Raw genomic sequence first — 19,777 nt, forward strand, 5'->3', positions numbered from 1 at the left:
TAAAATTGAACCAAAAGCCCTTTTATTAGGGCTTTTGGTTTTTTAAATCGTTTCAAATGGATATCAAAGACATTCATAATTTATTTTTAAAGTGTAATTCGGTTTCGATAGATACACGGAAAATTATGCCAAATTCTTTATTTGTTGCTATAAAAGGAGATCGTTTTGATGCCAATACATTTGCAAAAGAGGCGTTGGAAAAAGGAGCCTCTTATGTAATAATTGATGATGAATCATGTTACATTGACAACAGAACGATCTTAGTTAGCGACAGTCTGATAGCATTACAAGAATTGGCAAAATACCACCGCGCGTTTTTGAAATTGCCTATTATTGCTCTTACGGGAAGCAACGGTAAGACAACAACGAAAGAACTTATTCATGTTGTTCTCTCTGAAAAATATAGTACTAAGGCGACTGTTGGAAATTTGAACAATCATATTGGAGTCCCATTAACGCTACTTTCGTTTAATGCTGAGACTGAAATTGGTATAGTTGAAATGGGAGCGAACCATAAAAAAGAAATTGCGTTTCTGTGTGATTTAGCAAAGCCAGATTATGGTTATATCACTAATTTTGGCAAAGCCCATTTAGAAGGTTTTGGTGGGGTTGAAGGTGTTATTGAAGGGAAAAGTGAGATGTATCAATATCTTTCGGTAAATAACAAGCTCGCTTTTATAAATTTAGAGGACTCAATTCAGGTTGAAAAGGCAAAGGTATTAAAGTTCTTTTCTTTTGGTATAAATAAAGAAAACGCAGATGTAAATATAACAGCTGTAAAGGCGAATCCCTTTGTTGAAATTAATTACTCTAATCGTATAATAAAATCGCATTTAATAGGGTTATACAATGCAAACAACATAAATGCGGCACTTACTATCGGGAAGTATTTTGGAGTCGATGATGTTGCAATTAAACAGGCTTTGGAAAGTTATATTCCTGAAAATAACAGATCACAGCTTCTGTCTAAAGGAACAAACCAAATCATTCTGGATGCTTATAATGCCAATCCGAGCAGCATGACTGTGGCTATTGAGAATTTTTTACAATTAGAGAGTGCTAATAAGGTTATGATTATTGGAGATATGTTTGAGCTTGGAGGTGAAAGTTTAGATGAGCATAAAGCGATTGTTACTATGTTATCAAATAGTCAAAATGTAAAATGTTACTTTGTGGGATCAGCATTTTATGAAAATAAAATAGAGAAAGATAATTTTTGGTTCTATGATACATTTGAAAGTTTTTCAAATGATTTTTCAAAAACGAAATTAAGTAATAGTACATTTTTAATTAAAGGCTCACGAGGAATGGCATTAGAACGCGCCTTGGAACTTATATAGCGCTTTTTTCTATTTGGTTTAAAACAAGAATGTAATCACCTATAATGTGATTGCATTCTTGTTTAGAGTGCATGCTAATTAAAAATACTTACAACTCACTTTTTTATTGAGTTTTATTTTATTCGGATCAATCCTAAAATAGTAAGCATAAAAAAACTCCATTATTTCTAATGGAGTTTTTTGTGGGCGATGAGGGGTTCGAACCCCCGACCCCCTCGGTGTAAACGAGGTGCTCTGAACCAGCTGAGCTAATCGCCCTAAACAATTTGGTTACTTTCGTTTCCGTTATTGCGTGTGCAAATATACGACTAGAATTGGTATTTGCAAGTAAAAAAATAAAAAAATTATAAAATTTCTGCGACCACAAATGTACTTCCGCCAATGTATATGAAGTCAGTTGCTCCTGCATTTTTCATTGCTTTTTGATAAGCTTCTGAAACAGAATTGTATACTTCGCCTTTTAGTTCGAAACTGGCCGCTTTTTGTTTTAAAATTACAACATCCAGCCCGCGAGGAATATTGGGTTTGCAGAAATAATAGATTGCTTTTTTAGGGAATAAAGGCAGGATTTCATCTAAATCTTTGTCATTTACCACGCCCAAAACAATATGTAAAGCATCAAAATCTTCTTTTTGTATTTGTTTTAAAACAATTTCCAGTCCGTTTTTGTTGTGTGCCGTGTCGCAAATAACTTTTGGGAATTCATTCAGTTGTTGCCACCTTCCTTGAAGCCCGGTGTTTTTTACCACATTCAATAAACCGGATTTTGTATTCTCGGGAGTGATTTTAAATTCGTTCTGACTGTTTAAAATTTTGATAGTTTGTAAAACCGTCTTTTTATTATGAATTTGATAATCGCCAATTAAATCAGAAGGATAGGTTTCTGAAATCAAATCAGAAGCAAAATAGATTTCTGAATTACATTCTTTGGCTTTAGCCAAAAAAACAGGTTTGGTTTCAGGAGTGTATTCTCCTATTACTACAGGAATGTTGGGTTTGATGATACCTGCTTTTTCGAAAGCAACTGCTTCTAATGTATTTCCTAAAAATTGTGTGTGATCTAATCCTATATTGGTAATAACCGAAACTAATGGAGTAATAATATTGGTAGCGTCTAATCGTCCGCCCATTCCCACTTCAATAACGGCGATGTCTACTTTTTCTTTGGCAAAGTAATCGAAGGCTAATCCAACGGTCATTTCGAAAAAACTCATGTCGTTTGATTCGAAAAAACTTTTATGTGTATTAATAAAATCAGTAACAAATTTTTCAGGAATATTTTCACCGTTAATCTTTATGCGTTCTCGAAAATCCTTTAAATGAGGTGAAGTGTACAATCCAACTTTATAGCCCGCTTCTTGAAGTATGGATGCCAACATGTGTGATGTCGAGCCTTTTCCGTTGGTACCTGCAACATGAATGCACTTAAGTTTTTCTTGCGGATTTTCAAGATGAGCTATCAGTAAATGCGTGTTGGTTAAATCTTTCTTATAAGCTGAAGCGCCCTGAAGTTGGTACATCGGGAGTTGATTAAACATCCAATTTATGGTTTCCTGATAGTTCATTTTTGTAATAAAATAGTAGTTGTTTAAAATATTTTTCGATTTTTTTAGTTTAATAGTACATCGAAAAGTATCTTTAGTGCAAAATTGAAATAATTTTTAGAATTAATGATTAAAATACAATAATATTATATGTTTAGTTTTATACAATTACAGGCCGACACCATTACCAACGCTGCTTCAAACGTAGTTATTGAAAAAATTGCTCCAAATGCCGAAATTTCCACTTTAGGATTCCTTTTAAAAGGTGGTGTGTGGCTTATCCCAATCGGGATTCTATTATTTTACACGTTTTACTTAATTATTGAACGCTATTTGTACATTAGTAAAGCATCAAAAATTGATACTCTTTTGATGCGCGATGTTCGTGATAATCTCAATTCCGGAAATCTTGATTTGGCGCGATCAATCGCTGAACGGAACAGTACCGCTTCAGGGAATATTATCAAAGAAGGAATTCTGGTTATTGGAAGACCTATTGTTGAAATCGAATCGAATATGGATCGTGCAGCCGATATCGAAATAGGGGAAATGGAAAAGCATTTAGGACATTTAGGACTTATTGCCGGAATTGCGCCTACACTTGGATTTGTTGGAACTATCTCAGGAGTTATCAAAATATTTTATAGTATTTCGGTAACGGAGAATATTAGTATTGGTAATATTTCCGGAGGATTGTACGAGAAAATGATCAGTAGTGGTGCTGGATTAATCGTTGGTATAATCGCGTACAGCGGCTATCATATATTAAACGGCAAGATTGATAATTTTGCTTTAAAAATTCAGAAACAAGTACTTGAATTTGTAAATATTATTCAAAGATCATAATATGTCTATAAAAAGAAAAAGAAGATTTCATGCCGAGGTCGCGACTTCTTCATTAAGTGATATTATGTTTTTTCTGTTGTTGTTTTTCTTGATTATATCAACATTGGCGAATCCTAATGTTATCAAGATGACGTTGCCAAAAGCACAATCCAACGAGAAAACAAACAAGCAGTACATTAGTTTATCTGTCACAGAGGATAAAAAATTCTACATAGACAAGCAAGCAGTTTCCTTTGAAGAATTGGAAACAACCTTAATGTCTAAGATGGATTCATCGAAAGACCAAACGGTTATTGTTCGTATTCCATTCAATTTGCAAGTACAAGATTTAGTTGACGTACTGCAAATAGGAGTGAAGAACAATCTGAAGTTTGTGATCGCTACTAGTCCAAAGTAAAAGTTATTTGTAGTTTTTACGAAGCATCTGCATTATTTGGGCGTGACCACAATAGAAAAAGGAGCTGATCAACTTTATACTGATTAGCTCCTTTTTCTATTGTGGTCGGGCTATCCGCAGTACTTCGGTACTTGCTTCTATCCCTCACGCAAATTCGTAAAACACTATAGTCATTGCGAGAAACGAAGCAATCGCATAAAGAGAGCAACAACTGTGATGGCGCCCGTTCCTCGCAATGACAAGAAGAGGTGCTATTGGAAAAATGAAAAAGAAGTGCTCCTAATTGTTCTAATTCAAATTGAAGTTATAAACAATTTTGCCCACTTGCTTTTCTGGTGCATCGTTGCTGGCATCCCATTTCGTATTCATCGCAGCAATTCGGGCTTGATCTAATAAACATTTTGCGGTATTTGTAGTTCCTTTTACACCGGCAACTGCGTTTACAGTCCTTCCAGTTCTGTCTACAGAAACTTCTACAACAACTTTTCCTTGTTCATTACACGTATATTTTGGTGCAGGTTTAGATAATGCTTTTCGGTTTCCTAAAGAATATCCAACCCCGCCGCCAGAACCACTTCCGGTTCCGCCACCGCTTCCGGAGCCATAACCGCTGCCAGTTCCTATTCCGGTTCCAGTGCCATTTCCGCCACCTGTTCCTCCACCAGAACCACCCGTTCCATAATAGCCATTAGAACTCAAGCTACCGTTAGATTTTCCTTTGTTTCCGGCAGCTTTGTCATCGCCATCGCCACCTTTATTAGAACCTTTTAATATGCTTGATAAAGCATCATTTGTATTGTTAGAAACTTTAGGTTTTACAGCCACTGGTTTCACTTCTTCTTTTACAACAACTGTTGGTTTTTTAGTTTTTTCTTTTGTCGGAATCACAACACTTTCTTCAGTGCTGTTTTCCTGAGATAAAATAGCTTTGTCAGGAGTTGATTTTGTAGGTGTTTGTTTGGTTTGATTTTTTACTTCCAAAACTTCGCTTTTATAATTTGCTCCAGAACCTAAATCGCTGTCGCCAAAATTTACTGTAACGCCACCGCCACCACCGCCACCAGCAAGTTCATCCATGTTTGCGGGAGGCCAAAAGCGGATGAAAAATAAAATTAACAACATTGTCGCATACAAAAGAATTGATATTGCTAAGGATTTCTTTTGATCTGATGAAATGGTGGAACTCATTTGTATTTTAAATTTTAAAAAGTGTATTACTAAAAAACGTTGAAAAGTACTAAAAATTGTCAAGAGTAAAAAGGGACTACCGGAATATAAATGAGATTGCTTTTTGGCTTAAAACTAAAAATGAGAAAAGGGATTAAATAGATTTTAAAATCTGCTTAATCCCAGTTCCGATATTGTAAAGAATACTCTTTTATTTTAAGTAAGTTGCTTCAGTGCGATTTCAAAAGCAGTGGCACTAATATTTGTTTTACTTGGATTTAAAGCATGTGCTTTTTCAATCGCTTTTTTGATGATTTCTGATGTATCTTGGAAGATAGCTTCATCCGTCATTTGTACTTTCTTTTCCATGAAGTAAGCAAAAACACGAGCCATACCACAATTAGAAATAAAGTCAGGAATTAAACTCACTTTATGATCTACATCTTCCATAATTGGACCGAAAAAGATTTCTTTATCGGCAAAAGGAACATTTGCGCCACAAGAAATTACTTCAAGACCATGAGCAATTAAACTGTCAATTTGAGATTGAGTTACCAATCGGGAAGCGGCACATGGAGTGAATATTTCAGCACCAATGGTCCATATTTTTTGATTGATTTCTTCAAAAGGAATCATGTTTTCGGCAACTAGTTTGTTTCCGTCTTTAGCAAGAAATAAAGCTCTTATTTCTTCGAAAGAGAATCCTTCTTCATTGATTAATCCACCATCTCTGTCGATGATACCAATTACTTTAGCACCCATTTCGGCTAAGTAAAAAGCGGCTGCAGAACCTACATTTCCAAAACCTTGTACAATTGCTTTCTTCCCTTTTACGTCTCCACCATAAATAGTGTAATAATTACGAACGGCTTCGGCAACGCCGTAACCGGTAATCATATCGGCAACGGTATATTTTCTGGAAACATCTGGTGAGAATTTTGGATTTTCTATCACTTTCACCACACCTTGACGCAATTGTCCAATTCTATTGATTTTGTCCGCTTCGGTCGGTTTGAAGTGACCGTTGAAAACACCTTCTTGCGGATGCCAAACCCCACATTCTTCCGTCATTGGAATCACTTCGTGAATTTCATCTACATTTAAATCACCGCCAGTTCCGTAATAACTTTTCAATAACGGAGAAACGGCTTTATACCAACGTTGTAAAACGCCTTTTTTTCTTGGATCATTTGGATCAAAATTAATTCCAGATTTTGCACCGCCAATAGCTGGTCCAGAAACCGAAAATTTTACTTCCATGGTTTTTGCCAATGACAAAACTTCATTCATATCCAACCCTTTTCTCATGCGAGTTCCACCACCGGCAGCACCACCACGCAGCGAATTGATGACAGTCCATCCTTCAGCTTCCGTTTCAGCATCTTTCCAGTTGAAAATTATTTCAGGCTCTTTATTTTCGAATTTCTTTAATAAATCTTTCATTTATTGCGATATGTTTATTTTTGACAAATATAAAAAATACAATAATGCGAATTTGATTTTTTGTTATTATTTATCAAAAGCATTTTAGTCAAAAATAAAAGCTATTAAGATTTACCTAATAAGTCATTTTTAAGTTTTTCGTCAACAGGTTTGTTAGAAAGCCAAATCCCGAAAAATATTTTCTTGAATTCAAATCCAGGAATTTTCCCTTCATATCTGTCGTTTTTAAAAACCCAAAGAGATTCATCCGCAGGATTATAAATGAGGTTAAAAGCATCGTCCTTTACCGTTTTCTCCTTGTTTAGCAGCGATTCAAGTAAAGCTATTTGTGTTTTGAAGTTCGCAATATTACCATCACCAATTGATTTTAATAAACCTTTATTAAGGGATTTTGACAATTTATCTGAACTAACCATTGATGAAGTGATTTGTAATCTAACCGCCATCTCTGAATTACTTTCAATTATACTTTCAGCATTTTGTGAAAGTTCTGATAGGTAGAGCGCCTGAACATAAACGTCAACCCACATTTTGGATCTAATTCCTACACCGTTTAGCATTAAAGTTCTTTGTTTGAACTCAATAGTCCTTGGCAAAACAACACCATCTACTTCAATTTGTTTTTGTGCGGATACTTGACTGAATTGCACAGAGAATAGAAACACGAATAATAATAAAAGATTTTTCATAATATAACTGATATAAATTTTAGCAAAACTATCATTTATTTACTTATTTAGCAGTCAAACAGTGCTTTTTTTTGAGTTAAGATTTTAGAAGAATCATTTTTTGGTTATTTAATAATCATTACAACGTTTGAGTTCAAAATATTAATACAATTAGGTTATTGTAGAACAGTAATTATTTTTACGCCATTAATACTATTCAATATATTGATTGCTTCTAGTGAATTTTAAAATGCCTAGTAAAGTAAAGAATTAGAGGTTTTGAATATCATTATTTTATTAGATAGAACGGTTTTTATTTCTGATAAATTATTAATTTGCAATGTATATTAGTTTTATAATTGGTGTAGCTATCTATGTGTTTACCTTAATATATTGCAATAAGATTTTTGGTTTCCTGTTTTAGACAGAAAAAATACCATATGCTAAATCTACTCCATAGCATACGTTTTTGGCATTGTTTCGATATAACTTTACACTTTTCTTTAAACATTGGCTAAATTTACGAAATCGTTTGAAAACTAACTTTTAATAATTACTTTTGTTGACCAATTTAAGAACAATTAATTTACTATAAAATATGGATTTTAATCTAACCGAAGAGCATTTAATGATTCAACAGGCCGCTAAAGATTTTGCAGTAGCAGAATTGTTACCGGGTGTTATTGAACGTGATGAACATTCAAAATTTCCAACGGAGCAAGTGAAAATGATGGCCAGTTTAGGTTTTATGGGAATGATGGTAGATCCAAAATATGGTGGATCTGGTTTAGATAGCATTTCTTATGTTTTAGCAATGACAGAAATTGCAAAAGTTGATGCGTCAGCGGCTGTAATCATGTCAGTAAATAACTCTTTGGTTTGTGCTGGTCTTGAAAAATATTGCAGTGAAGAGCAAAAAATGAAATATTTAGTGCCACTTGCAAAAGGAGAAGTTATTGGAGCTTTTTGTTTGTCTGAACCTGAAGCGGGGAGTGATGCTACGTCACAAAAAACAACAGCGATAGACAAAGGAGATCATTATTTATTAAATGGCACAAAAAACTGGATTACTAATGGATCAACTGCATCTACTTATTTAGTTATTGCTCAAACGGATATTGAAAAAGGGCACAAAGGAATCAATGCTTTTATCGTAGAGAAAGGTTGGGCCGGATTTGATATTGGACCAAAAGAAAGAAAAATGGGAATTCGTGGAAGCGATACGCATTCGTTAATGTTTACGGATGTAAAAGTTCCTAAAGAAAATAGAATCGGTGCCGACGGATTTGGATTTGCTTTTGCAATGAATGTTTTAAATGGCGGAAGAATTGGAATTGCATCACAAGCGTTAGGAATAGCAACTGGAGCTTACGAAATTGCTTTGAAATATGCTCACGAAAGAAAAGCATTTGGAAAAGAAATTTTCAATCATCAGGCGATTGCTTTCAAACTGGCTGATATGTATGTGAAAGTAACTGCAGCCAAATTATTGGTGATGAAAGCGGCTTGTGAAAAAGATGAAGGGAAGGATATCGCTCATTCTGGCGCAATGGCAAAATTATACGCCTCAGAAATTGCTTTAGAAGTGGCCAATGAAGCGGTTCAAATTCACGGTGGAAACGGTTATGTTGCCGAATATCATGTAGAACGTATGATGCGTGATTCTAAAATCACTCAAATTTATGAAGGTACTTCTGAAATACAACGAATTGTAATTTCTAGAGGATTGGTTTCGTAAATAAAATAAAAATAGTTGTTTAAGCCCTTTCTAATTTCGGTTAGAAAGGGTTTTGTTTTTTTAATACATTTACTGAAATGAGGGAATCAAGAGGAATCTGGAATTACAGTAATTTTGGTTTTAATTCCAAGAGCATCTTTATTTATTGCTATAATGGGGGAGGCAGTATGGTTGGTGTGATTTTTGTTCATCTATACGTGTTAGGTATTGTAGTAAAAAATGATTGTGGAGCCCTTTTTATTTTGGCACTAATTACCTTTCTTTGTTGTGTTATTTTAGTTTTTAATGAGAGGACTAGATTGATGAATTTGTTGAATTAAAACGTAAATATGTTAATACCTTCTATAAATAATAGTTTGAACGAGTTAGTTGATTTGCTGAATCAATTGTCTCAAAAAGAATATTCCAGTTCTTGTGCGGAATTAAGTAATGCAACTATTGGGGAGCATACCAGGCATATTATTGAAATGTTTCATTGTTTAGAAAACCAATATGATTCAGGTCTTGTGAATTATGATAAAAGAGAACGAAATATTCGAATTCAAACGGATACCGTTTTTGCTATTAAAAATATTGTGTTGATTCAACAAAATTTAGACAAAAAAAATAAAAACATCGAGTTGTTGCAAATTATTGATGGAGAGGAAATCCGAATTGAAAGCAATTATTTCAGAGAATTACTGTATAATCTAGAACATTGTATTCACCATCAGGCGCTTATAAAAGTAGCTATTTTACAATGTGAAACAGTGACCATTGATCCTAATTTTGGCGTTGCACGCTCCACAATAGAATATAGAAATCAATGTGCACAGTAAGTTTTGTAGCAACCAATGATAAAATTATCATTACCTCCAATCGGGATGAAAAAACAGTAAGGCCGAGTGCAATACCACCAAGAAGTTATACCGTTAATGGAAAAAATCTTATTTTTCCAAAGGATCCAAAAGCAGGAGGAACGTGGTTTGTGGCTAATGCTGACGGAGTAATTTTGGTGCTTTTAAATGGTGCCGATGAAAAGCATGAAGTGCAACTTCCATATCGAAAAAGTCGCGGCCTTATTGTTTTAGAAATGATCAGCAGTATTTCTCCAAAGGATTTCTGGACAGAAATTGATTTGGAAAACATAGAGCCTTTTACATTAGTTTTATTTCAAAACAATGCTCTTTTTCAATTGCGCTGGAACGGAAAAGAGAAAAAAACAATCACTTTGGATATTCATCAAAATCACATTTGGTCTTCATCGACTTTGTATTCCTCATCGATTCGTGAAAAAAGAGCCAACTGGTTTCATACTTTTATGAATCAAAATCCTGAAATAACGGAATCAAAAATGCACGATTTTCATCGCTACACCGAGGAAGAAAATGATGAAAACGGTCTTGTTATCAATAGAAATGACGAAATGAAAACCTTAAGTATCACACAAGCGGTTATTGAAAAAAATAAAGTAGCTATATTGCATTACGATTTGATTGCGCAACAGGATTTTTCGACCTCATTTATCACCGTTTAAAGGACTTAATTTGAAACTATTTTTTCATAAAATTACGCATTGGGAATATTGGCCTTTCCAGATTGTTTATATTCCAATTTATTTTCTTTGGTCCTATTATTCCATCAAAGCAAAATCTATTTTTTTCTTCAATGCCTCTAATCCAACCATAAAAAATGGCGGTTTTATGATGGAGTCCAAAAAAGAAATCTACGATTTGATTCCACAACAGTATTACCCAAAAACAGAATTAATAAAAGAAGGTACTGCTCTTGAAGAAATTTTGAATACTATTCAACTATCAAAAATAAAATATCCTCTGATTGCAAAACCAGATATTGGACTACGAGGATCTGGGGTAAAAAAAATTAACACTGTTCAAGATTTAAAAGAATATGCTGAAAAAGCAAATTTCGATTACGTAGTGCAGGATTTAATTCCGTACGAGAATGAAGTTGGAATTTTTTATGTGCGTTATCCTCATGAAAAAGCCGGCAGAATTACAGGAATAGTTTCTAAAGAATTTCTGATTATTACCGGAAACGGATTCTCTACCGTAGAGGAATTAATTAAAGAAAATCCTCGATACGAATTGCAATTAAAGGTTTTGAAACAGGAATACGGAAAAAAACTACTCGATATTCTTCCAAAAGGTGAAAAATTGAATTTGGTGCCGTATGGGAATCATGCACGAGGTGCAAAATTCATTGATGGAAGTCATTGGATAACACCAAAATTGACACAAACCATTAATGAAATGTGTTTGCAAATTCCAGGTTTCTACTTTGGTAGATTGGATGTGATGTATAATACAATTGAAGAATTAGAACAAGGAATACATTTCTCAGTTGTGGAACTGAATGGTGCTGCAAGTGAACCGACACACATTTACGACCCAAAACATTCTTTGTTTTTTGCATGGAAAGAACTTGCGCGTCACATTACGTATATGTATGAAATAAGTGTGGCAAACCATAAAAATGGCGCTCCATATTTACCGCATAAAGATGGGATGAAGGAATACAGAATGCATTTAGAACAAAGCAATAGAATTGTAAATTTCTAAAATCATGAAGGCATTAAAAAACATTTTCGTTGGTTTTTTAGTGAGTTTTATCGGTTCTATACCGTTAGGATATTTGAATGTTGTAGGTTTTGAAATCTATTCAAAGCTAGGAATGAACAGTCTGGTATTCTTTTTATTAGGAGTAATTTTCGTGGAGATGTTTGTGATTTATTTCACTTTAATTTTCGCAAAGCAATTAGTCAATAATAAAAAACTTATGAAAATTATTGATTTTTTTGCCGTTTTCTTTCTGTTGATTTTAGGCTATTCTTTTTATGCTAATTCCAATCAAACAGTTGAAGAACAAGGGATTTTGGAGAAATATGCAATGTATTCTCCTTTTCTTATCGGTGTTTTCTTGAATTGCATCAATTTTCTTCAATTGCCGTTTTGGACCGGTTGGAACCTTTATTTAATAAATGGGAATTATATTTCAATTGTAAAAAAGCTAAAACTGTATTATGTTTCAGGGACTTTGATAGGTACATTTTTTGGGATGTTAACCTTGGTTTTGGTGTTAAACACGTTGTCTCAAAACACTACCAGTTTTTCTAAATATGTAATGCCGGTAATAATTCCGTCATTTTTTGTGATTTTAGCTTTTGTTCAAATGGTGAAAGTTTACAAGAAATATTATAGAAATAAAGTCACATTATAAAAAATAAATCTCAATATCATGAAAAAAGTATTCCTATCTCTTTCTTTCGTTTTCTTCGGTTGCTTGTCAGCTTCGTCAGTAATTGCTCAAACTGCGAGTAACGCGCAATTAAAAATTGTTGAGGCTGAATATAAAGTAACAGAAAATGATGTTGCCGAGACTTTAAAATATTTAGCTTCGGATGAATTGGAAGGAAGGGAAACCGGAAAAGCAGGAATGGTAAAAGCCGCTGATTATTTGGAGCAGTTCTTCAAAAATAACAATGTGAAACCGTATTTCAAATCGTATCGCGATACCTTGTCTACATTTAAAGAACCAGCTTTCAATATTGTAGGTTTTATTGAAGGAAGCGACGCGGTTCTTAAAAATGAATTTATAATTTTAAGTGCTCATTACGATCATATTGGCTTGGAGAAAAAAGGGGTAAACGGTGATTTTATAAACAATGGTGCCAATGATGATGCCTCAGGAACAACTGCGGTTGCTGAAATGGCGAAATATTTTAGCATCACTAAAAATAATAAACGAAGCATTCTTTTTGTATTTTTTGCTGGAGAAGAAAAAGGTTTATTAGGCTCTAAACATTTAGCCAAAAAACTGAAAGCACAAGATTTTAAATTGTACACTCAGTTCAACATTGAAATGATTGGTGTGCCAATGAAAAGAGATTATCTGGCTTATATTACGGGTTTTGATAAATCTAATATGGCAGATAAAATCAATGGATATACTGGGAAAAATACGATTGGTTTTCTTCCAAAAGAAGCCGAATATAAATTATTTTACAGATCAGACAACTATTCTTTTTACGAACTTTTTAAAGTGCCTTGTCAGTCTGTGAGTACGTTTGATTTTGAAAACTTTGAATTTTACCATCATGTTTCTGATGATTTCAAAGCGATGGATATTCCGCACATGACATCTTTTATTCAGGAATTATTACCTGCTGTAACACAAATGGCAAATTCGCCAACACAAGAAATCATAATGCTTAAATAGTTTAACAAACTGCCTGACTCATATCATACGCCAAAATAAAGTACTCGTTATTATTGAATTGAAAATCTCCAATAATGGTCCATTTTAGTTTTTCGGTATGCGCTTTCGTAGACGGAATGTTGATTTTGTTGATGAAAGTTAAGGCCAATGGATATTTATGAAGCATGTGCGTTCTCATGAATTCAAACAGTGGCGTTATCAATCCCTTGCCACGATATTCTTTGTGAATGCAAATGGGGCCGTATTGAAAACTATTGTTTGTGGTGATTTCAAAATCTAAAAAGGTCAGTTCCGGAAACAATGAACTCATGTAATTGAAAATAGGCCATTGTTTGAAAAAATCCCAACTTCCGGCAAAAATATAAGCAATGATTTTGTTATTGTCTCTGGCAATAAATAAGTTGTTTTCATGGATAACTTCGGTTAGTTGCTGTATTGTAAATGGCGTGGTAACAAATCCGAAAGCTTTTTCTTCTTCGGATAATTTAGCTACAAGATACAAGTCTTGTAATGCCAATACGCCATCAATGTCACTCATTTTTGCGATTTCGAGTTGTATATTTTCTGTCATTTTATCAAAATTCCGATGTTAATTTGGTTTGTCAAAAATAAGTAAAATTATAAGAAACTTTAATTTTTATTACAGCAACAATCCTTTGCGTAAAGCATTACTTTTTTTACTGTTTTTGTTTATTTTTGCTCTATGAAAAATATTATCATCACAGGAACGAGTAGGGGAATAGGATTTGAGTTGGCATTGCAATTTGCCAATGCGGGACATGAAGTGTTAGCTATTTCGAGAAAAATTCCTCAAGCTTTGTTGGGGAACGAAAACATTACCTGTCTTTCAGTTGATTTATCCACTGAGTCTGAATTAATGAAAGTAAGCGATTTCCTTTCCAAGTCTTGGAAACAAATAGATGCGGTCATTCATAATGCGGGAAGTTTATTGTTGAAGCCCTTTTCAGAAACGACTCAGGAAGATTTTGAAAACATCTATAAAGTCAATGTTTTTGGAGTTGCTAATTTGACTCGAATTTGCTTGCCTTATTTACAAAAAGGAAGCCATGTGGTAACCATAAGTTCTATGGGTGGAATTCAGGGAAGTTTAAAGTTTGCGGGATTGGCTGCCTATAGTTCGAGTAAAGGTGCTGTTATTACATTGTCTGAATTACTGGCAGAAGAATACAAAGATCGTGGGATTTCTTTCAATGTTTTAGCTTTGGGTTCCGTGCAAACTGAAATGCTGGCAGAAGCTTTTCCAGGCTATCAAGCGCCAATATCAGCGGGCGAAATGGCCAACTATATTTATGATTTCACTTTGACCGGAAACAAATATTTCAACGGGAAAGTGTTGCAAGTTTCTTCCACGAATCCTTAATTTATAACTCACCTCTATTTTGAGCGAAACCTTAGCCAGATACATTCCAGAGCATGCGGTAAAACCCGTTTTCGAACTTATTGTTGCCAATCAAGTGCACCTTAAGATTGTAAACGAGCGTCAGACGCGTCATGGCGATTATCGAAAAGGTTTGAATGGGAAACATGAAATTACGGTCAATTCAAATCTGAATAAATACAAGTTTTTGATTACGTTGATTCATGAAATTTCACATTTGGTTGCGTTTGAAAAATTTGGAAGAAACATTAAACCGCATGGAAACGAGTGGAAATATTCCTTTCAACGGTTGATGATTCCTTACATTCGCCCAGAAATTTTCCCGAATCAGTTATTGCCTTTATTGGCTCGTCATTTCAAAAATCCAACAGCCAGCAGCGATACTGATGCTACATTAGCTTTGGCATTGAAACAATTTGACCAGCAAAATGATAAAAACTATGTATTCGAAATTCCGTACGGCAGCGTTTTTCGAATCCAAAACGGAAAGATTTTTAAGAAAATAGCTGTAAGAACTAAGCGTTTTGAATGTCTCGAAATGAGTTCTGGAAAAACGTATTTATTCAATCCTAATGCGGAGGTAGAACTGTTGAAATCAAGCTAGTCTTTTACTCTTTCAAATAAGCTTCTCGTACTTTTTTGAACAAATTAGAAGAATAAACAAACGCTACAACAGCTTCGTTATCGGTTCTAAAAATTTCTTCTTTGCTTCCTTCCCAAGCTTTTAAGCCATCTTTTAAGAATAGAATTTTCTCTCCAATTTCCATCACAGAGTTCATATCATGGGTATTTATAACCGTTGTGATGTTGTATTCTTCGGTGATTTCTTTGATAAGATTATCAATCAAAATAGCTGTATTTGGATCTAAACCAGAGTTTGGTTCATCACAAAACAAGTATTTTGGGTTATTTACAATCGCGCGCGCAATCGCTACCCGTTTTTGCATTCCTCCTGAAATTTCTGAAGGTAATTTTTTATGTGCATCTGTAAGATTCACTCTTTTTAACACGAAGTCAACTCGTTCTTGAATCTTTGAATTATTGTCTTTGGTAAACATTCGTAGCGGAAATCCAACATTTTCAGCTACAGTCATAGAATCAAACAAGGCACTTCCTTGAAAAACCATTCCGATTTCAGTTCGTAATTCTCGTTTCTCATCAGGATTTAATTCAGAATAAATTCGGCCGTCAAATGAAATCGTTCCGGATTCCGGAGTATGGATCCCTAAAAGACTTTTTAGCAAAACTGTTTTACCAGATCCACTTTGTCCAATAATTAAATTTGTCTTTCCGGTTTCAAAAACCGTCGAAATACCTTTAAGAATTTTGTTTCCGCCAAATGATTTCTCTACGTTTTTTACTTCTATCATGATCCTAGTAACAACTGCGTTAATATGTAATTGAATAATATTATGGTAACTGATGTCCAAACAAAGGAAACGGTACTTGCTCTTCCTACCTCAAGTGCTCCACCTTTCATATAATACCCATGAAAAGAAGGGATAGTTGCTAATAACATGGCGAATATTAAAGTCTTAATAAAAGCATATATGATATGAAATGGAATAAAATCCATTTGAGCTCCATTGATAAATTCGTCGCTTGACGTAAAGCCTCCGTATACACCAGCCATCCATCCGCCTAAAACTCCTAGAAACATAGCAATTCCGATAAGGAACGGATACAATAGCAGAGCAATTATTTTTGGAAAGACAAGATAATTAAGAGAATTTACTCCCATTACTTCCAATGCGTCAATTTGTTCTGTAACCCGCATTGTTCCTATACTTGACGTAATAAAAGAACCCATTTTACCAGCCATAATTACGGAGATGAAAGTGGGGGCAAATTCTAATATTACGGATTGTCGTGTTGCAAATCCAATAAGGTATTTTGGAATTAAAGGATTGGTCAGGTTTAATGCAGTTTGTATGGCGACAACACCACCAACAAAGAAAGAAATAAAGGCTACAATACCGAGGGAGCCGATAATTAAATCATCAATTTCCTTGAAAATTAAATTTTTCATTACAGACCATTTGGTTTGTTTGTTGAAAATTTCTTTCAGCATTAAGAAGTATCTTCCTATTTGCGTTATATATCGAATGAGCATCATAAGTTTTGCGAATATGGGCTAAATTACAAAAATTGTAAAGAGTTATACCTTTTGATTTAGCAGTTTTTGATTTCTGAAGCTAAAAAAGCTTCTCTTTCATTTTTTTTAAGCGATAATTCCGGATGAATTTAGCTTGCTCTTCCGTTACTAATAATGGTGTTTTAGCAGCTTTGGCTTTCCAAAAACCTTTAATGTAATCTAAAAAGAGTAACGGTTTCTTTTTCATCATCGCCAGTTTTGCCGAAGCTATGGAAGTGATTATAAAACCGTAGCCTAGAGTGTAAAACGCTTCTCCCTGTTTATAACGGGCAGTTTTGTTGTAATTTGCTCCAGTTGGTTTTAAGTGTTTTACGATCAATGAAGCGTCAGTAACGACTTTCCATCCGTAAAATTTTGACAATAATTCATCAACAGTATCCCAACCCATAGCAGGTTTTAAATTTTCTATTTGTTGGAAGCATGCTTTTCTATACGCTTTGAATGCACCACGAATATGATCTTTATCAGTTAGGTTTTCCAAAATCCATTCGCCATTTTTTTCAATGTAGGCAAATCCTCCAGCCATTCCTATCGTAGCATCTTTTTCGAAAATGTTTAGAATGGTTTCGAAATAATTGTTGGGTAGAATTAAATCGGCATCCAGTTTTACGATAACGTCATACTCTTCATCCAATGTTTCAAAACCTTTGTGAAAAGCCTGAATGACTTTGCTTCCCGGTAAATGTATGGCTCTGGAAGTTTTGTTTACCAAAGAGATAAACGGATTTTCTTTGGCGTAAGCCGTAACTATTTCTGCTGTTTTATCCGTAGAATTGTCATTGACGACAACTACCTTTTTAGGTAAAACGGTTTGCGAAATCAAAGAGTCTAAAGTTAAAGCGATGAAAGCTTCTTCGTTATGCGCCGGAATGACAATATAATAATTCATTATTTTATTTTTTCAGCGTAAACAATATAATAGCGATTGGTGAACTTTCTCAATAAGGGACGAAGACCAAATTTCTTTACGGGATTTGTCCATTTTTCGCGGTCAATTATTTTCCAACCTGTTTTTTCCAAAAGCCAGTCCAGTTGCCAGTCTTCAAATTCATGGTAATGTCTGTCCCACATGTCCGTTTTACTGCGGTAAGCGGGTGAAAACCACAAACGCATTGGGATAGATATGAAAAGTTTGTCCGATTTTATTTCATTTAAAATCGTGTAAGGATTTAATAAATGTTCAAAAATTTCGAAAGCGGTTACTACATCTTTTTTTTCTGTTGAAAATACGGATTGGTCTTTGTCTAAGTCTTCTCCTGTTGTATTTGTAACTGCAAATCCTTCGGATTTCATGATTTTAGAGAAAGGATTTTCAACGCCTAAATCTAATATGGTCTCTGAAGTTGAGACGTGTTTTTTTAGAAATTCTAAAGTATGTTTGAATCTTTTATTGGGAAACGTTTTTTCGTACATGTTTTTTTGATTTTGCCGCTAGGGCACGAAGGCACAAATATAGTAATAAATGTGTTTTTGGGCATTGTTTTTTAGCCTGGATGGGAATGAAAATCCCGGAGCTTCAAAATGTAGTTTTTCAAGGTGCAAAAAGCGACTGAAAGAAGCTTTTTTGCACCTTAGAAAAACAAGTTTTGTAGTGAGGAATTGTAATGGACAGCCGGATTAGCTCCTAATTGCCACATTCCTTTTAAGAATTAATATCTGTAAACAAATGCGTTGATGTTCATTCCTGCTCCAACGGAAGCAAAGAGAAGAATGTCGCCTTTTTCTATAGATTGGTTTTCTATTTGTCCATTAATTAACAGATCAAAAAGAGTAGGAACGGTTGCTACACTGCTATTTCCTAGTTCATGAATGCTCATGGGCATAATATCTTTTGGAACGGGTCTGTCGTATAATTTGTAAAAACGTTGAATTATTGCTTCATCCATTTTTTCATTGGCTTGATGGATAAGAATCTTTTTTACGTCATCAATTCCTAGTCCGCTTTTGTCCAAGCAACTTTTCATAGCCATAGGAACTTGATTTAATGCAAATTCATATATTTTACGCCCATACATTTTAATGTAGCGAGTGTCTGGATCTAAATCTAGATTATAGGATTTTCCAAAAAACAAATACCCAGCTTCGTCATTTGCATAGGTTGCACTTTCATAGGCCAACATTCCTGTTTCATCTTCAGAAGCTTCTATGATTGAAGCACCAGCGCCATCAGAATAAATCATTGAATCTCTGTCATGAGCATCAACTACTCTAGATAACGTTTCAGATCCTATTACCAAACAGCGTTTTGCCATCCCTGATTTGATAAAAGCATTGGCTTGAAGTACACCTTCAATCCAACCTGGACATCCAAAGAGGATATCGTAAGCGACACATTTTGGGTTTTTTATTTGTAATTTATGTTTGACGCGGGTAGCGAGACTTGGAATCATGTCAGACTGGCTTGTGCCATGTTTTACATCACCAAAGTTATGTGCGAAGATGATGTAATCTATTGTCTCCGGATCGATTCCAGCATTTTCTATTGCTCTTTTAGAGGCGAAGAAAGCTAAATCAGAAGATGTCAAATGGTCTTCGGCATACCGCCTGTGTTCGATTCCGGTGATTCCCTTAAATTTTTTTATTACTACTTCGTTAGGGTAACCAAAGGCAGATCCATCTTCATTCAAAAAAACATGTTCGCCAAAGTCTGTATTGCTTACTTTTTTCTCAGGAATATAGCTTCCTATTCCAGCTATTTTTATTTTCATTGCGTTAATTTTCCAAATTTTATGCTAAATTAATCATTAAAAAATTATTACACTCACAATATTTACTATGCATGCATATAATTATGAAATAATAATTTATTGGCAAAAATATTGATTATTTTATTACGAATTGCAAAAAATGATACGATATTTA

The 19,777-nt window shown here is 34.3% G+C and carries 21 protein-coding genes and 1 tRNA gene; 11 read left to right on the forward strand and 11 right to left on the reverse strand.

Features of this window, described 5'->3' with window-relative positions:
* The first annotated feature begins 56 nt into the window (after window positions 1–56).
* Window positions 57–1,340, forward strand: coding sequence for a UDP-N-acetylmuramoyl-tripeptide--D-alanyl-D-alanine ligase (locus BMX64_RS13965; protein ID WP_091173481.1), 1,284 nt, complete (start codon window positions 57–59; stop codon window positions 1,338–1,340).
* Between the two features lie 183 nt (window positions 1,341–1,523).
* Here the strand turns inward: BMX64_RS13965 and BMX64_RS13970 are convergent.
* Both BMX64_RS13970 and BMX64_RS13975 read right to left on the reverse strand, forming a co-directional pair.
* Window positions 1,524–1,598: transfer RNA gene (locus tag BMX64_RS13970), tRNA-Val, on the reverse strand.
* Between the two features lie 86 nt (window positions 1,599–1,684).
* Window positions 1,685–2,905 carry a bifunctional folylpolyglutamate synthase/dihydrofolate synthase gene (locus BMX64_RS13975; protein ID WP_091173484.1) on the reverse strand — a complete coding sequence of 407 codons (1,221 nt, stop codon included), beginning with the start codon at window positions 2,903–2,905 and terminating at the stop codon, window positions 1,685–1,687.
* A 129-nt stretch (window positions 2,906–3,034) separates the two neighbouring features.
* Between BMX64_RS13975 and BMX64_RS13980 the strand changes: the two genes are divergently transcribed.
* Together BMX64_RS13980 and BMX64_RS13985 are read left to right on the forward strand one after the other, a co-directional pair.
* A complete protein-coding gene (locus BMX64_RS13980) occupies window positions 3,035–3,730 on the forward strand; it encodes a MotA/TolQ/ExbB proton channel family protein (RefSeq protein WP_091173488.1) in 696 nt (231 codons plus the stop codon).
* 1 nt (window position 3,731) lies between these two features.
* Entirely contained in the window at window positions 3,732–4,127 is a 396-nt protein-coding gene (locus tag BMX64_RS13985; RefSeq protein ID WP_091173492.1) for an ExbD/TolR family protein, read from the forward strand.
* A gap of 288 nt (window positions 4,128–4,415) precedes the next feature.
* Here the strand turns inward: BMX64_RS13985 and BMX64_RS13990 are convergent, their stop codons facing one another.
* The 3 genes from BMX64_RS13990 to BMX64_RS14000 form a co-directional block, all read right to left on the reverse strand.
* Window positions 4,416–5,315 carry a hypothetical protein gene (locus tag BMX64_RS13990; RefSeq protein ID WP_091173495.1) on the reverse strand — a complete coding sequence of 300 codons (900 nt, stop codon included), beginning with the start codon at window positions 5,313–5,315 and terminating at the stop codon, window positions 4,416–4,418.
* Window positions 5,316–5,510: 195 nt separating this feature from the next.
* Window positions 5,511–6,737, reverse strand: coding sequence for a Glu/Leu/Phe/Val dehydrogenase dimerization domain-containing protein (locus tag BMX64_RS13995; protein WP_091173499.1), 1,227 nt, complete (start codon window positions 6,735–6,737; stop codon window positions 5,511–5,513).
* Between the two features lie 104 nt (window positions 6,738–6,841).
* A complete protein-coding gene (locus tag BMX64_RS14000) occupies window positions 6,842–7,426 on the reverse strand; it encodes a chalcone isomerase family protein (protein WP_091173503.1) in 585 nt (194 codons plus the stop codon).
* Window positions 7,427–8,003: 577 nt separating this feature from the next.
* On the opposite strand from BMX64_RS14000, the gene BMX64_RS14005 reads away from it, so the two are divergent.
* The 6 genes from BMX64_RS14005 (at window position 8,004) to BMX64_RS14030 (ending at window position 13,361) form a co-directional block, all read left to right on the forward strand.
* Window positions 8,004–9,143 carry an acyl-CoA dehydrogenase family protein gene (locus tag BMX64_RS14005; RefSeq protein WP_091173507.1) on the forward strand — a complete coding sequence of 380 codons (1,140 nt, stop codon included), beginning with the start codon at window positions 8,004–8,006 and terminating at the stop codon, window positions 9,141–9,143.
* Between the two features lie 329 nt (window positions 9,144–9,472).
* The gene (locus tag BMX64_RS14010; protein ID WP_091173511.1) at window positions 9,473–9,961 is read left to right on the forward strand and encodes a hypothetical protein; all 489 of its coding nucleotides are present in this window, start codon (window positions 9,473–9,475) and stop codon (window positions 9,959–9,961) included.
* Window positions 9,949–10,659, forward strand: a complete 711-nt coding sequence (locus BMX64_RS14015) for an NRDE family protein (protein ID WP_091173515.1) — start codon at window positions 9,949–9,951, stop codon at window positions 10,657–10,659. Before BMX64_RS14010 ends, BMX64_RS14015 begins: the two co-directional genes overlap by 13 nt.
* A 10-nt stretch (window positions 10,660–10,669) precedes the next feature.
* Complete coding sequence (locus BMX64_RS14020; protein WP_091173519.1) at window positions 10,670–11,704, forward strand: D-alanine--D-alanine ligase; 1,035 nt, start codon at window positions 10,670–10,672, stop codon at window positions 11,702–11,704.
* Between the two features lie 4 nt (window positions 11,705–11,708).
* On the forward strand, window positions 11,709–12,362 hold the full coding sequence (locus BMX64_RS14025; protein WP_091173523.1) for a hypothetical protein: 654 nt from the start codon (window positions 11,709–11,711) through the stop codon (window positions 12,360–12,362).
* Window positions 12,363–12,380: 18 nt separating this feature from the next.
* Complete coding sequence (locus BMX64_RS14030) at window positions 12,381–13,361, forward strand: M28 family peptidase (protein ID WP_091173528.1); 981 nt, start codon at window positions 12,381–12,383, stop codon at window positions 13,359–13,361.
* Window position 13,362: 1 nt separating this feature from the next.
* On the opposite strand, the gene BMX64_RS14035 is transcribed toward BMX64_RS14030, so the two are convergent.
* Complete coding sequence (locus tag BMX64_RS14035; protein ID WP_091173532.1) at window positions 13,363–13,932, reverse strand: GNAT family protein; 570 nt, start codon at window positions 13,930–13,932, stop codon at window positions 13,363–13,365.
* A gap of 132 nt (window positions 13,933–14,064) precedes the next feature.
* Here BMX64_RS14035 and BMX64_RS14040 point away from each other — a divergent pair, with 132 nt between their 5' ends.
* A complete protein-coding gene (locus BMX64_RS14040) occupies window positions 14,065–14,742 on the forward strand; it encodes an SDR family NAD(P)-dependent oxidoreductase (RefSeq protein ID WP_091173536.1) in 678 nt (225 codons plus the stop codon).
* A 19-nt stretch (window positions 14,743–14,761) separates the two neighbouring features.
* Entirely contained in the window at window positions 14,762–15,364 is a 603-nt protein-coding gene (locus BMX64_RS14045) for a SprT-like domain-containing protein (RefSeq protein ID WP_091173539.1), read from the forward strand.
* Between the two features lie 4 nt (window positions 15,365–15,368).
* Here the strand turns inward: BMX64_RS14045 and BMX64_RS14050 are convergent, their stop codons facing one another.
* The 5 genes from BMX64_RS14050 to BMX64_RS14070 all read right to left on the reverse strand — a co-directional run bounded on the left by BMX64_RS14050 (window position 15,369) and on the right by BMX64_RS14070 (window position 19,623).
* On the reverse strand, window positions 15,369–16,130 hold the full coding sequence (locus tag BMX64_RS14050) for an ABC transporter ATP-binding protein (RefSeq protein ID WP_091173542.1): 762 nt from the start codon (window positions 16,128–16,130) through the stop codon (window positions 15,369–15,371).
* A complete protein-coding gene (locus BMX64_RS14055) occupies window positions 16,127–16,876 on the reverse strand; it encodes an MlaE family ABC transporter permease (RefSeq protein ID WP_091173546.1) in 750 nt (249 codons plus the stop codon). Before BMX64_RS14055 ends, BMX64_RS14050 begins: the two co-directional genes overlap by 4 nt.
* Before the next feature lie 79 nt (window positions 16,877–16,955).
* Entirely contained in the window at window positions 16,956–17,804 is an 849-nt protein-coding gene (locus BMX64_RS14060; protein ID WP_091173550.1) for a glycosyltransferase family 2 protein, read from the reverse strand.
* Entirely contained in the window at window positions 17,804–18,328 is a 525-nt protein-coding gene (locus BMX64_RS14065; RefSeq protein WP_091173555.1) for a methyltransferase, read from the reverse strand. The genes BMX64_RS14060 and BMX64_RS14065 overlap by 1 nt, the downstream gene beginning before the upstream one ends.
* Before the next feature lie 236 nt (window positions 18,329–18,564).
* On the reverse strand, window positions 18,565–19,623 hold the full coding sequence (locus BMX64_RS14070) for a 3-oxoacyl-ACP synthase III family protein (protein WP_091173561.1): 1,059 nt from the start codon (window positions 19,621–19,623) through the stop codon (window positions 18,565–18,567).
* Window positions 19,624–19,777: the final 154 nt, after the last annotated feature.

Origin of the sequence: Flavobacterium sinopsychrotolerans, assembly GCF_900110375.1 — a bacterium.
GTDB lineage: Bacteria > Bacteroidota > Bacteroidia > Flavobacteriales > Flavobacteriaceae > Flavobacterium > Flavobacterium sinopsychrotolerans.

Coding starts and splice junctions, on each gene's coding strand:
- BMX64_RS13965 (WP_091173481.1), top strand. CDS start 57: ATGGATATCAAAGACATTCATAATTTATTTTTAAAGTGTAATTCGGTT.
- BMX64_RS13975 (WP_091173484.1), bottom strand. CDS start 2,905: ATGAACTATCAGGAAACCATAAATTGGATGTTTAATCAACTCCCGATG.
- BMX64_RS13980 (WP_091173488.1), top strand. CDS start 3,035: ATGTTTAGTTTTATACAATTACAGGCCGACACCATTACCAACGCTGCT.
- BMX64_RS13985 (WP_091173492.1), top strand. CDS start 3,732: ATGTCTATAAAAAGAAAAAGAAGATTTCATGCCGAGGTCGCGACTTCT.
- BMX64_RS13990 (WP_091173495.1), bottom strand. CDS start 5,315: ATGAGTTCCACCATTTCATCAGATCAAAAGAAATCCTTAGCAATATCA.
- BMX64_RS13995 (WP_091173499.1), bottom strand. CDS start 6,737: ATGAAAGATTTATTAAAGAAATTCGAAAATAAAGAGCCTGAAATAATT.
- BMX64_RS14000 (WP_091173503.1), bottom strand. CDS start 7,426: ATGAAAAATCTTTTATTATTATTCGTGTTTCTATTCTCTGTGCAATTC.
- BMX64_RS14005 (WP_091173507.1), top strand. CDS start 8,004: ATGGATTTTAATCTAACCGAAGAGCATTTAATGATTCAACAGGCCGCT.
- BMX64_RS14010 (WP_091173511.1), top strand. CDS start 9,473: ATGTTAATACCTTCTATAAATAATAGTTTGAACGAGTTAGTTGATTTG.
- BMX64_RS14015 (WP_091173515.1), top strand. CDS start 9,949: ATGTGCACAGTAAGTTTTGTAGCAACCAATGATAAAATTATCATTACC.
- BMX64_RS14025 (WP_091173523.1), top strand. CDS start 11,709: ATGAAGGCATTAAAAAACATTTTCGTTGGTTTTTTAGTGAGTTTTATC.
- BMX64_RS14030 (WP_091173528.1), top strand. CDS start 12,381: ATGAAAAAAGTATTCCTATCTCTTTCTTTCGTTTTCTTCGGTTGCTTG.
- BMX64_RS14035 (WP_091173532.1), bottom strand. CDS start 13,932: ATGACAGAAAATATACAACTCGAAATCGCAAAAATGAGTGACATTGAT.
- BMX64_RS14040 (WP_091173536.1), top strand. CDS start 14,065: ATGAAAAATATTATCATCACAGGAACGAGTAGGGGAATAGGATTTGAG.
- BMX64_RS14050 (WP_091173542.1), bottom strand. CDS start 16,130: ATGATAGAAGTAAAAAACGTAGAGAAATCATTTGGCGGAAACAAAATT.
- BMX64_RS14055 (WP_091173546.1), bottom strand. CDS start 16,876: ATGATGCTCATTCGATATATAACGCAAATAGGAAGATACTTCTTAATG.
- BMX64_RS14060 (WP_091173550.1), bottom strand. CDS start 17,804: ATGAATTATTATATTGTCATTCCGGCGCATAACGAAGAAGCTTTCATC.
- BMX64_RS14065 (WP_091173555.1), bottom strand. CDS start 18,328: ATGTACGAAAAAACGTTTCCCAATAAAAGATTCAAACATACTTTAGAA.
- BMX64_RS14070 (WP_091173561.1), bottom strand. CDS start 19,623: ATGAAAATAAAAATAGCTGGAATAGGAAGCTATATTCCTGAGAAAAAA.